We start from the raw sequence: 12,024 nt of genomic DNA on the forward strand, positions 1-12,024 counted from the left end.
GGCGGCGCGAGCGGAGGGGCGATGCGGTTCCGGACACCACCGACGGCGTGGGCGGGGTACGCCCTGGCCGCGGCCTGGTTCGTGCTGCACCTGTCGAACGTGGGCGGCTGGGACGTCCAGATCGTCGGATACAAGATCTTCTCCCCGCTGCTGTCGGCCATCCCGGCCTGGCTGGCGTGGCGCGGCTGGGCGGCGGCCCGCGCGGCCGGCCTGCCGGCGGTCCGTCGGCACCTGCTGCTCACGTCCGGCGCCTGGACGTTCATGGCGGCGGCCTCGTCGATCGCCTTCTACCACCTGGTGGTGCACGGCGACACGTCGTATCCGTCGCCGTTCCCGCTGATGCAGGTGTGTGACTTCGCCACGCTGGTGCTGATCCTGGCCGGTCTGCTCAGCGTCCCGGTGCGCCACCGGTGGTCGGCCAGCAAGCTGCGGCTCGGCCTGGACATGGGCATCGTGCTGCTCGCCGGCGCTCTCTTCTCCTGGTACTTCCTGGTCTATCCGGCGGTCAGCAAGCCGGGCGCCGAGATGAGCCTGCCGATCTTCATCTTCGTGAAGACCACCGGGCTGATGGTGGTGCTCTTCGCGATCGCCCGGATCGTGCTGGGCGGCGTCGAGGAGCTGAGCCGCCGGGCGATGATGTTCGCGATCGCGGCCACCGTCGTGCAGTCCCTGCTCAACGTGATGCAGCAGACGCTGGCCGGTACCCCGTACGCGCACCTCGCCCTCGCCACCCGGCAGATCTTCATCGCGCTGCTGATCGCGATGGGGGTGGCCCACCTGCGGCGGATCGCTGTCGGCTCGACGGCGGCGCCGCGGGCCGAGCGGCGGCCGGCCAGCCTGATGCCCTATCTCGCGGTGGCGGCGGCGGACGCGCTGCTGATCGTCGCGCTGCTCGGCGGCCTGGACGCGCGCTCCTGGCCGGTGCTCGCCGGGACGATCACGCTGACCGCGCTCGTGGTGGTGCGGCAGCTCGTCGGGATGCGGGACAACAACCGCCTGATGGTACGGGTCGACGCCTCGATGCGGGCGCTACGGGAGTCGATGGGCCGCGAGCAGATCCTCAGCGACCTCGGTGTGGCGCTGCTGCGCACCACGGATGCCGCCGAGGTGCACAAGCTGGCCGCCGAGGGCGCGGCGACCCTGCTGGCCGGATGCGCGGGCGCCCGGACCGCCGTCGTCACGGTGTCGCCGGAGGACCCGGAGAACTGGACAGTGGCGGAAGCCTCCGGCGCGTCAGCGGGTTCGCTGGCCGGTCTCCGGGTGGCGAGCGACGCGGTCCCCGGTGAGCTGCTGGCCCGGCTCGCCGGCGGCGAGATGATCACCGTGCCGGGCTGGCCGAGCCTCGGCATCGACGGGCTGGACGCCTTCGACGACCGGCCGCTGATGATCCTTCCGCTGCTCAGCGGGGAGCGTTTCTTCGGCGTGCTCACCGTCGGCAGCGACGAGGATCTGCCGGAGGACGTGCTGAAGTCGTTGCAGACCCTGCGGACCCAGGTCTCGCTGGCGCTGGACAGCGTGGCGCTCACCGCCGAGCTGACCCGCCGGGCCATGCACGACATGCTGACCGGCCTGGGCAACCGGGCCCTGCTGTGGGACCGGCTGAACGGCGCGCTCGCCCGCTCACGGCGCACCGGGCGGCCGGTCGGCGTGCTGCTGCTCGACCTCAACGGGTTCAAGCCGGTCAACGACACGTACGGGCACGACGCCGGTGACCTGCTGCTCAAGGTGGTGGCCGAGCGCCTACGGCTCTGCGTGCGCACCGAGGACACGGTGGCCCGGCTGGGCGGCGACGAGTTCGTGATCGTCACCGAGGACCTGCGGGAGACGGGTGACGCCGAGCGGATCGCCGAGCGGGTGGTCGCGGCGCTGAACGAGCCGGTGCCGATGGACGGCCACGAGCTGCGGACCCCGGCGAGCATCGGCATCGCCCTCTCCCAGCCGGGCCAGGGGCCGGACGACGTGCTCCGCGAGGCGGACGCCGCGATGTACGTGGCCAAGCGTCGTGGCACCGGACTTTTCCACGTGCACGCTTAGTATTTCATCGTGGACGACGGCCTCGAGCGGCTCTGGGCGCCGCACCGGATGATGTACATCGCCAGCCAGAGCAATGCCGGCCAGAACCAGCCGGAGGGCTGCCCGTTCTGCCTGGCGCCGGGGCTGGAGGAGCCGGAGACGCTGGTGGTGGCGCGCGGTGCGACGGTCTACGCGCTGCTCAACCTGTACCCGTACAACCCGGGGCATCTGCTGGTCTGCCCGTACCGGCACGTCGCGGACTACACCGATCTCACCGAGGCGGAGACGGCCGAGGTGGCGGCGTTCACCCGTACCGCGATGCGGGTGGTCCGGTCGGTCAGCAGCCCGCACGGCTTCAACATCGGGATGAACCAGGGCTCGATCGCCGGCGCCGGGATCGCCGCCCACCTGCATCAGCACGTGGTGCCGCGGTGGGGCGGGGACGCCAACTTCATGCCGGTGATCGGTCAGACGAAGATCCTCCCGCAGCTGCTGGCCGAGACGCGGGACCTAATTCTGAAGGCGTGGCCCGCCGTTTAGGGCGTGCCGTCCAGCCGCCTCGCCATCGGGTTCCGTAACTACGGCATGCGTACCCTGCGGTTCCACCCGCGCAAGGAGCAGGTGATCGACAAGGTGCTCGCGCCGATGCACGAGGCGGCGAACGCGATCACGATCTAGCGGGCGTGCTCCTTGCGGACGGCGTCGGTCAGGTGCGGCGGCATCGGCTCGTGGCGGACGTAGCGGCGGGTGAACGTGCCGGTCCCGGATGTCAGCGCGCGCAGCTCCACGGCGTACCGGATCAATTCGGTCGCCGGGACCTCGGCGCGCACCAGGCTCCCGTCGCCGTCGGACTCGCTGCCCATCGGGCGGCCGCGCCGGCCGGAGAGGTCGCTCATCACCGCGCCGACGTAGTTCTCCGGCACCTTCACGAGGATCTCGTCGACCGGTTCCAGGAGGGTGAGCTGCCCGTTCTCGGCGGCCGCCCGCAACGCGAGCGCGCCGGCCGTCTGGAAGGCCGCGTCCGAGGAGTCGACGCTGTGCGCCTTGCCGTCGTAGAGGGTGACCTTCAGGTCCACCACCGGGTAGCCGGCGACCAGGCCTTTCTCCAGCTGGGCGCGGACCCCTTTCTCCACCGAGGGGATGTAGTTGTGCGGCACGGCGCCACCGACCACCTTGTCCACGAACTGGAAGCCCTCGCCGCGGGGCAGTGGCGAGACCTCGATGTCGCAGACCGCGTACTGGCCGTGGCCGCCGGACTGCTTGACGTGCCGGCCGTGGCCTTTCGCCTCGGCGCCGAACGTCTCGCGCAGCGCGACCTTCACCGGCTCGGTGTCCAGCTCGACGCCGCCGGCCCGGAGCCGGTCCAGCACCACGTCGGCGTGTGACTCGCCCATCGTCCAGAGCACCTGCTGGTGGGTCTCCGGGTTGCGCTCCAACCGCAGCGTCGGGTCGCCGGCGACCAGCCGGCCCAGGTTCTTGGCGAGCGCGTCCTCGTCCGAGCGGGTCTTCGCGACCACGGCGATCGGGAGCAGCGGCTCGGGCATCGACCAGGGCTCCATCAGCAGCGGGTCGTCCTTGCTGGAGAGCGTGTCGCCGGTCTCCGCGCTGCCCGACTTGGTGATCGCGCAGAGGTCGCCGGCGATGCAGTACGGCACCTCGCGCAGCTGGGCGCCGAGCGGGGCGTAGACGTGCGCCACCCGCTCGTCGGCGTCGTGGTCGGGGTGACCGCGCTCGGCCATGCCGTGGCCGGAGACGTGCAGCGTCTGGTCCGGGCGCAGGGTGCCGGAGAAGACCCGGACCAGCGAGACCCGGCCGACGTGCCGGTCGATCGTGGTCCGCACCACCTCGGCGACGAGCGGGCCGTCCGGGTCGCAGGTCAGCGGCGGCCGCGGCGAGCCGTCCACACCGGTCACCACCGGCAGCTCGTGCTCCAGCGGCGAGGGCGCGCCGCCGACCAGGCCGTCGAGCAGCGCGTCGAGTCCGACGCCGGTGCCGGCGCAGACCGGGATCACCGGGTAGAAGTTGCCCCGCGCGACGGCTTTCTCCAGGTCCGGGACGAGCGCCTCGGTGCTGATCAGCTCGCCGGCGACGTACCGGTCCATCAGGGTCTCGTCCTCGCTCTCCGCGATGATCCCCTCGATGAGCTGGTTCCGGTCGTCGGCGATCGGGTTGAGGTGCTCGGGCTCGGCCTCGCCGGCCCGTGGCGGGTACCCCTGCGAGTAGTCCAGGACCCGGAGCGTGACCAGCCCGAGCAGGCCGGCGACCGACTGGCCGTCGTCGCCGAGCATCGGCTGGTAGATCGGCATCACGTTGTCGCCGAACGCCTCCTGGCAGTCCTGCAGCGCCTCCTCGTAGTCGGCGCGCGGGTGGTCGAGGCGGGTGATCGCGACGGCCCGCGGCATGCCGACCGCGGCGCACTCCTCCCAGAGCGCGACGGTGGACTCGTCCACACCGTCGACCGCGGAGACCACGAAGAGCGCCGCGTCGGCGGCTCGCAGGCCGGCCCGCAGCTCCCCGACGAAGTCGGCGTAGCCGGGAGTGTCCAGCAGATTGATCTTCACTCCGTCGTGCATCAGCGGCGCGCAGGCCAGCGCCACCGAGCGCTGTTGCCGGATCGCCGCCGGATCGTGATCGGTGACCGTGGTGCCGTCCGTCACCGTGCCGGCCCGCGGAATCGTGCCGGTCGCCGCGAGGAGGGCCTCGACCAGCGTGGTCTTCCCGGAACCGGAGTGGCCCACCAGCACCACGTTGCGAACTCTGCCGGGTTCTGTCACCACCGGCGCGGCGGCGCCAGCGAGTCCCTTCTCCGAAGTCTTCTGCGCCATGCCGAGCGCTCCCGTCGTTTCAGTTTTGTTACGCCGCTGTTCTATGAATCCCACACCCGGGGCGATATCGGTCGCAAGCACCACTGTTCCGGATGGTGACGATCCGGCCGATGCGGGGGTGAGCCGATATGGTGGGACGGCCATGGCAAAGATCGTTCAAACTACGGCCCGTGCCGCCGTCGCGTACGGCGTCAACCCGGTCGCTCGCTTCCTGCTCCGGATCGGTGTCACGCCCAACGCGGTCACCGTCGCCGGAACCATCGGCGTGCTGATCGGTTCCTACTTCGGGTCACAGGGACACCTCTTCTGGGGCACTGTGATCGTAACCGCCTGTGCGCTCACTGATGCGCTCGACGGCACAATGGCCCGCATGCGGGGCGGAACCGGAAAATTCGGCGCCCTGCTCGACTCCTCGATGGACCGGCTCGCCGACGGCGCGGTCTTCGGCGCGGTCGCCTACTACCTCGCCACCGAGGGTGATTACTGGGGCGTCGTCGCGGCCCTGATCGCCCTGGTGGCCGGCGGTGTGGTCTCCTACGTCAAGGCCCGTGCGCAGAGCCTCGGCCTGAACGCCGACGTCGGCATCGCGGAGCGCCTGGAGCGGTTGCTGATCGTCGGTGTCGGCGGTCTCCTCGGCGCCGCCGGGGTGGACTGGGGTCTGCCGGCCGCGCTCTGGGTGCTCGCCGCGCTCTCGCTCTTCACCGTCTTCCAGCGGCTGGTCGCGGCGGCCCGCTCCGACGTGCCCGCCGACCTGAAGGCCACCGAGTGAAGGACCAGCTCACCGCGCTCGGCTTCATGGCCGGCTGGCGGGCGGTGCGGATGCTGCCCCAGCCGGTGGCCCGCGCGCTCTTCACCGCCGCCGCCGACCGGGCGTACAGGGCGAACGGCAAGGGGACCCGGCGCCTGCGGGACAACCTGCGCCGGGTCGTCGGCCCGGGCATGCCGGACACGCTGGTGCGGGACGGGTTGCGGTCGTACGCCCGGTACTGGATGGAGGCGTTCCGGCTGCCGTCCCAGTCCGAGCAGCAGTTCCTCGAGGGCTTCTTCATGGAGCCGGAGAGCTACGCGCTGATGAAGAAGGCGATCGCCGAGGGCAACGGCCTGGTGCTGGCGCTGCCGCACGTGGCGAACTGGGACGCGGCCGCGGCCTGGGTGGTCGCGCACGGCTGGCAGATGATCACGGTCCAGGAGCGGCTCAAGCCCGAGGCCGTCTTCGAGCAGTTCCTCGCGTACCGGGAAGGGTTGGGTATGCGGGTGCTGCCGCTCACCGGCGGCGAGCGGCCCCCGCTCGACGTGCTCGGTGAGCACCTTCGCCAGGGCTGGGTGGTGCCCCTCCTGGCCGACCGGGACCTGTCCCGCAGCGGTGTCGAGGTGGAGTTCTTCGGCGGTCGTGCCCGGATGCCCGCCGGGCCGGCGATCCTGGCGATCCAGACCGGCGCGCCGATCTACGCGGCCGACCTGTGGTTCTCGGAGAAGCGCGTGGAGGCCCGGCTGCGTCCGATCACCCCACCCACCGAAGGGCCGCTCGACCAGCGGGTCAAGCAGACCACGCAGCAACTCGCCGACGCGTTCGCGGAGGGCATCGCCGAGCATCCGCAGGACTGGCACATGCTGCAGAAGCTCTGGGTCTAGGAGGGCCTGGCGTGCGGATCGGGATCGTCTCGCCCTACTCGTTCGACGTCCCGGGTGGAGTGCAGAACCACATCATGGACCTCGCCGAGGCGCTGATCGGGCTCGGTCACGAGGTGAGCGTGCTGGCGCCGGCGGACGACGACGCCGAGCTGCCGTCCTATGTCGTTTCGGCGGGGCGGGCGGTGCCGTTGCCGTACAACGGGTCGGTGGCCCGGATCGCGTTCGGCCCGGTCTCCACGGCCCGGGTGCGGCGCTGGCTCAAGAACGGCGAGTTCGACGTCCTGCACGTGCACGAGCCGCTCTCCCCGAGCCTGTCGTTCCTCGCGGTGCTCTCCGCCCGCGGGCCGGTGGTGGCGACGTTCCACACCGCGATGACCCGGTCTCGGGCGCTCGCCGGGCTGCAGAGCTTCCTCCAGCCGGTGATCGAGAAGATCACCGCGCGGATCGCGGTGAGCGAGCTGGCCCGCAAGGTGCAGGTGGAGCACCTCGGCGGCGGCGCGGTGGAGATCCCGAACGGGGTGGCGGTCGCGAAGTTCGTCTCCGCGACCCCGCTGCCGGGCTGGCCCGGTACCGGGGGAGCGCTGGGCTTTCTCGGTCGCTTCACCGAGCCGCGCAAGGGGTTCCCGCTGCTGCGCAGCGCGTTCGTCACGCTGGCGCAGGAGCGCCCGGACCTGCGGCTGCTGGTGGCGGGCCCGGGCGACCCTGACGAACTCTACGCAGATATTCCGGACAAATTGCAAGATAGGGTCGAATTCCTCGGACTTGTCTCCGAGGAGGACAAGGCGCGGATGCTGCGCAGCGTCGACGTCTACGTGGCCCCGAACACCGGCGGCGAGAGCTTCGGCATGATCCTCACCGAGGCGATGGCGGCCGGCGCGGCGATCGCGGCGAGCGACCTTGACGCGTTCCGTCGGGTTCTCGACGGCGGCCGGGCCGGCGCGCTGTTCCCGAACGGTGACGCGGCGGCCCTGACGACCCTGCTCGGCGACCTGCTCGACGACCCGCGCCGGCGGGCTGAGCTGGCCTCATGCGCTCGTACCGTGGTCGCGACGTTCGACTGGCCGAGCGTGGCCAACCGGGTCCTCGAGGTCTACGCGACAGCGATCGAGGCCACCGACGGGCGTGTCTTCGACGACGAGTGGTCCTGACCACGGTCGGGGGAGAATCAGTCCGACACAATCCGGCACTACGATGCCCGGCATGTGGTGGGTGGTGGGAGTCGTCGTGCTGGCGACGGTCTTCTCGGCGTACCTCGGCTGGACGGCTCAGCGGGTGGAACGCCTGCACGCCCGAGCGCAGTCCGCCGAGCGCGCCCTCGACGCGCACCTGGTGCGCCGGGCGGCCGCCGCGGCGGTGGTGGCGGAACACGGTGACCGGGTGGAGCTCTACGCCGCCGCGAGGCTGGCCCTAGACGCCGAGCCCGGCGACCGCGAGTCCGCCGAGAACGACCTCACCCGCCAGCTGCGAGCCCTCGACCTCGACCCCGGCGACCCGGCGGTCCGCGCCCTGATCGCCACCAGCCGCCGGGTCGTCCTGGCCCGCCAGGTGCACACCGACCTGGTCCGCGACGCGTTGAGCGCCCGCCGCCGCCTGCTGGTCCGGCTGCTGCGCCTGGCCCGGCGCCATCCCCGCCCGGAGTACTTCGACATCGTCGAGCCCACGATGCCGGACCTGCCGCCGCCGCTCACGGTCCCCGGCCCGACCATCCCCCCGGAAACCCCACTCCCGGTCCAGGCCGTCTGACTTTCCGGGTACGGGTCACGGCCGCACCCGGAAGCAGGCTCCGGTCCCGCCTCCTCCGGGCGACTGACGTCCGCCGGGCCGGCGCATCCCGCCGCCGGGCCCGGCGTCCCCTCGCGCCCGCGCCGGTCGCTCCGTGTTGCCGGTCGCTCCGTGTTGCCGGGCGCTCCGTGTTGCCGGTTTTTCCGTGTTGCCGGTTTTTCCGCGTCGCCGGGCGCGCCCGCGTCGCCGGTTGCTCCGCGTTGCTGGTCGCCGCCGCGCTGCTGGTCGCGACGATGCTTCCAGGCGGGGCGATGCTTGCGGCGAGTCAATGTTCACGGGGAGCGTCATGGCCGCCGGGGCATATCCAAGGCGCAGGGCCGGGGTCGCCCGTCAGCCCGGACCGTTGTCACCCTGCGTGCCGGCATCCGCGGTAAACGTTGCGCTTTTCGGAAACCCGCGGACGCTCCAGGCCCCACAGAATCACGCGATGCCGCAGCGCTCCACCATCGCGGGGGCCCACCGTGACGCGCAGTGAGACCGGCACGGCTCTGGGCGGGGACCACCGAGATCGACGCGGAGGCGCTGGTAGCGCGGGCTGGCTGGGCGGGGGAGCAGTGGGAGCGGCGGCGGGCTGGCCGGGGATGAGCGGAGCAGGGCGGGCTGGCTGGGCGGGGACCAGTGGGAGCGGGGTGGGAGCGTGACGGGGCGCCGGGGCCGGCGGTGGGATGCGCCGGCCCGGCGGACGTCAGTCGCCCGGAAGGGGCGGGACGGGTGGGGTGCTTCTGGTGACTGTCCGAATCCGTACCGGAGGAGGGGTTTTACCAGCCCCGGTCGGCCAGGCGGTGGGGGACCGGGATGTCGTCGACGTTGATGCCGACCATGGCTTCGCCCAGGCCTCGGGAGACCTTGGCGATGACGTCCGGGTCGTCGTGGAAGGTGGTGGCCTTGACGATGGCGGACGCGCGCTGGGCCGGGTTGCCGGATTTGAAGATGCCGGAGCCCACGAAGACGCCCTCGGCGCCGAGCTGCATCATCATCGCGGCGTCGGCGGGGGTGGCGATGCCGCCGGCGGTGAACAGGACCACCGGGAGCTTGCCGGCCTCGGCGACCTCCTTGACCAGCTCGTAGGGGGCCTGGAGCTCCTTCGCGGCGACGAACAGCTCGTCCTCCGGCAGGGTCTGCAGCCGGCGGATCTCGGCACGGATCTTGCGCATGTGGGTGGTGGCGTTGGAGACGTCGCCGGTGCCGGCCTCGCCCTTGCTGCGGATCATGGCGGCGCCCTCGGTGATGCGGCGCAGCGCCTCGCCGAGGTTGGTGGCGCCGCAGACGAACGGCACGGTGAACTGCCACTTGTCGATGTGGTTGGCGAAGTCGGCCGGGGTGAGCACCTCGGACTCGTCCACGTAGTCGACGCCGAGTGACTGGAGCACCTGGGCCTCGACGAAGTGGCCGATGCGGGCCTTGGCCATCACCGGGATGGAGACCGCGTTGATGATGCTGTCGATCATGTCGGGGTCGGACATCCGCGAGACGCCGCCCTGGGCCCGGATGTCGGCCGGGACGCGTTCGAGGGCCATGACGGCGACCGCGCCCGCGTCCTCGGCGATCTTCGCCTGCTCGGCGTTGACCACGTCCATGATCACGCCGCCCTTGAGCATCTCCGCCATGCCGCGCTTGACGCGGGCGGTTCCGACGGCGGGCTGGTTGTCAGACATGGGTTCTGCTCCTCGTGGTCCGGACGCTGTCAACGGGATGCTACGAACTGGTCACGGCCGTGCCGATAGCCAATCGACCTGCTGGTGGCCTGCATGAAGGCCGCTGCTTAGAGTGGCGCCGTGAACATCGGAGTGCTTGCCCTGCAGGGCGACGTGCGTGAGCATCTGGCCGCGCTGGCCGAGTCCGACGTGCTGGCCCGGCCGATCCGCCGTCCCGAGGAGCTCGACGGCGTCGACGCGCTGGTCCTCCCGGGCGGCGAGTCGACAGCGATCAGCAACCTCGCCGTCACCTTCGGCCTGCTCGACCCGATCCGGGAGCGGATCGCCGGCGGGATGCCGGTCTACGGCTCCTGCGCCGGCATGATCATGCTGGCCACCACGGTGCTGGACGGGCGGCCGGACCAGGAGACTTTCCGGGGGATCGAGATGACCGTGCGGCGCAACGCGTTCGGCCGGCAGGTCGACTCGTTCGAGGCGGCGGTGACCATCGAGGACGTCGAGGGCGGCGATTTTCACGCCGTCTTCATCCGCGCGCCGTGGGTCGAGGAGGTCGGTGAAAACGTGCGGGTGCTGGGCCGCGTAGCAGATGGACCCGCCGCCGGTAGGATTGTCGCCGTTCGGCAGGGCAACCTGCTCGCCACGGCTTTCCACCCGGAGCTGACCGGCGACCTTCGCGTCCACCGGTACTTCGTCGAGATGGTCCGCCAGGCCGCACCCGCACGGTAGACACGGAGGTTACGCATGTCCGGCCACTCCAAGTGGGCGACGACCAAGCACAAAAAGGCCGTCATCGACGCTAAGCGCGGCAAGATGTTCGCGAAGCTCATCAAGAACATCGAGGTGGCTGCGCGGACCGGTGGGGGCGACCCGTCGGGTAACCCCACGCTCTACGACGCGATCCAGAAGGCGAAGAAGAGCTCGGTCCCGAACAACAACATCGACAACGCGGTCAAGCGCGGCTCCGGCCTGGAGGCCGGCGGCGCCGACTGGCAGACGATCATGTACGAGGGGTACGGGCCGAACGGCGTGGCGCTGCTGATCGAGTGCCTCACCGACAACCGGAACCGCGCGGCCACCGAGGTGCGCACCCGGCTGACCCGGAACAACGGCACGTTCGCGGACGCGGGCAGCGTGTCGTACCTGTTCAACCGCAAGGGCGTGGTGATCGTCCCGAAGGCCGGCCTGAGCGAGGACGACGTGATGCTCGCCGTGCTCGACGCGGGCGCCGAGGAGATCAACGACCTGGGCGAGTCGTTCGAGGTGGTCAGCGAGCCGACCGACCTGGTCGCGGTGCGGACCGCGCTGCAGGGCGCCGGGATCGACTACGACTCGGCCGAGTCGGTGCTCATGCCGACGATGACGGTGCCGGTCGACGAGGACACCGCCCGCAAGGTGCTCAAGCTGATCGACGTCCTCGAGGACTGCGACGACGTGCAGAACATCTTCGCGAACGCCGACATCTCCGACGAGATCCTCGCGGCCCTCGACGAGGAGTGAGCCGGTCTCAGTAACCGGTGCTCAGGTGGCTGAAGTACTGGATCATGCCGCCGACCAGCAGCACCCCGCCGCCGACGACCCGCGCGACGTGGTGCCACTGGCTGCGGCGCCACGCGTGCACCCAGGCGATCTCGGCATCGGCCAGGGCGTCCAGCGACGTCCTGGCCGTGCTGTCGAGGACGGCGGCTTTGCGCAGGGCGAGCGTCGCGGGCTGCACGCCGTGTTTTTCCTGATATATCGGGACGACTCGAACCTCGTAGATTTGATCCTCACGCCACTGCTCAGTGCTTTTGTCGAGAAATTTCCGGACATAGCTGGCGACGGCATCGCTTCTGGTCAATCGGCCCCACCAGCAGAGCCGGCGCCATCGCCCGGCGGTCTCGGTGAGCGCCTGCAGATAGATCCGCTCGGCCGCCGCGGCGTCGCCGCCCACCAGGCGTGCGGCATCGGCGCGCAGCTCGGCGCCGCGCAGCGCGACGAAAGCGATGTACTCCGGTGGCGGCTCGTCGTCCATCGGCGGGATGAGATACATGGCACCTCCCGCCATCCATCGTCGAGGCGTGTCGGCGGCGGGCGCAACCCGGCGGCGTACTAGGGTGTCGAACACACGTTCGCTCACG

At 71.0% G+C, this 12,024-nt stretch carries 12 protein-coding genes; 9 read left to right on the top strand and 3 right to left on the bottom strand.

All coding sequences use genetic code 11. The features are described from left to right. The first annotated feature begins 21 nt into the window (after positions 1 to 21). From AB0F72_RS07110 to AB0F72_RS07120, 3 genes are read left to right on the top strand one after another with little or no spacing between them, the layout of a single operon-like run. Positions 22 to 2,034: a sensor domain-containing diguanylate cyclase gene (locus tag AB0F72_RS07110; RefSeq protein ID WP_360426518.1), complete on the top strand. Its 2,013-nt coding sequence runs from the start codon at positions 22 to 24 to the stop codon at positions 2,032 to 2,034. 9 nt (positions 2,035 to 2,043) lie between these two features. Next, positions 2,044 to 2,553 carry an HIT domain-containing protein gene (locus tag AB0F72_RS07115; protein WP_360426521.1) on the top strand — a complete coding sequence of 170 codons (510 nt, stop codon included), beginning with the start codon at positions 2,044 to 2,046 and terminating at the stop codon, positions 2,551 to 2,553. A 3-nt stretch (positions 2,554 to 2,556) separates the two neighbouring features. After that, a complete protein-coding gene (locus AB0F72_RS07120) occupies positions 2,557 to 2,691 on the top strand; it encodes a hypothetical protein (protein WP_360426524.1) in 135 nt (44 codons plus the stop codon). Here the strand turns inward: AB0F72_RS07120 and AB0F72_RS07125 are convergent. Then, complete coding sequence (locus AB0F72_RS07125; RefSeq protein ID WP_360426527.1) at positions 2,688 to 4,838, bottom strand: elongation factor G-like protein EF-G2; 2,151 nt, start codon at positions 4,836 to 4,838, stop codon at positions 2,688 to 2,690. The two genes, AB0F72_RS07120 and AB0F72_RS07125, sit on opposite strands and share 4 nt — an antisense overlap. A gap of 142 nt (positions 4,839 to 4,980) precedes the next feature. Between AB0F72_RS07125 and pgsA the strand changes: the two genes are divergently transcribed. The 4 genes from pgsA to AB0F72_RS07145 are packed head-to-tail and all read left to right on the top strand — an operon-like array spanning position 4,981 to position 8,213. Beyond that, a complete protein-coding gene (gene pgsA, locus AB0F72_RS07130) occupies positions 4,981 to 5,607 on the top strand; it encodes a phosphatidylinositol phosphate synthase (RefSeq protein WP_360426530.1) in 627 nt (208 codons plus the stop codon). Continuing rightward, positions 5,604 to 6,470 (top strand): phosphatidylinositol mannoside acyltransferase, encoded by an 867-nt coding sequence (locus tag AB0F72_RS07135; RefSeq protein ID WP_360426533.1) that lies wholly within the window; start codon positions 5,604 to 5,606, stop codon positions 6,468 to 6,470. Before pgsA ends, AB0F72_RS07135 begins: the two co-directional genes overlap by 4 nt. Before the next feature lie 11 nt (positions 6,471 to 6,481). Then, positions 6,482 to 7,618 carry a glycosyltransferase family 4 protein gene (locus AB0F72_RS07140; RefSeq protein WP_360426536.1) on the top strand — a complete coding sequence of 379 codons (1,137 nt, stop codon included), beginning with the start codon at positions 6,482 to 6,484 and terminating at the stop codon, positions 7,616 to 7,618. Positions 7,619 to 7,661: 43 nt separating this feature from the next. After that, positions 7,662 to 8,213, top strand: coding sequence for a hypothetical protein (locus tag AB0F72_RS07145; protein WP_360426540.1), 552 nt, complete (start codon positions 7,662 to 7,664; stop codon positions 8,211 to 8,213). Positions 8,214 to 9,010: 797 nt separating this feature from the next. On the opposite strand, the gene pdxS is transcribed toward AB0F72_RS07145, so the two are convergent. Continuing rightward, a complete protein-coding gene (gene pdxS / locus AB0F72_RS07150) occupies positions 9,011 to 9,907 on the bottom strand; it encodes a pyridoxal 5'-phosphate synthase lyase subunit PdxS (protein ID WP_360426544.1) in 897 nt (298 codons plus the stop codon). Between the two features lie 120 nt (positions 9,908 to 10,027). Between pdxS and pdxT the strand changes: the two genes are divergently transcribed. After that, positions 10,028 to 10,633, top strand: coding sequence for a pyridoxal 5'-phosphate synthase glutaminase subunit PdxT (pdxT, locus tag AB0F72_RS07155; protein ID WP_360426547.1), 606 nt, complete (start codon positions 10,028 to 10,030; stop codon positions 10,631 to 10,633). 15 nt (positions 10,634 to 10,648) lie between these two features. Next, on the top strand, positions 10,649 to 11,404 hold the full coding sequence (locus tag AB0F72_RS07160; protein WP_360426549.1) for a YebC/PmpR family DNA-binding transcriptional regulator: 756 nt from the start codon (positions 10,649 to 10,651) through the stop codon (positions 11,402 to 11,404). A 7-nt stretch (positions 11,405 to 11,411) separates the two neighbouring features. Here AB0F72_RS07160 and AB0F72_RS07165 read toward each other — a convergent pair whose 3' ends face one another. After that, positions 11,412 to 11,936: a hypothetical protein gene (locus AB0F72_RS07165; RefSeq protein ID WP_360426552.1), complete on the bottom strand. Its 525-nt coding sequence runs from the start codon at positions 11,934 to 11,936 to the stop codon at positions 11,412 to 11,414. Between the last annotated feature and the right edge of the window lie 88 nt (positions 11,937 to 12,024).

The sequence above is a fragment of the Actinoplanes sp. NPDC023936 genome (assembly GCF_040639325.1).
Taxonomy (GTDB): Bacteria; Actinomycetota; Actinomycetes; order Mycobacteriales; family Micromonosporaceae; genus Actinoplanes.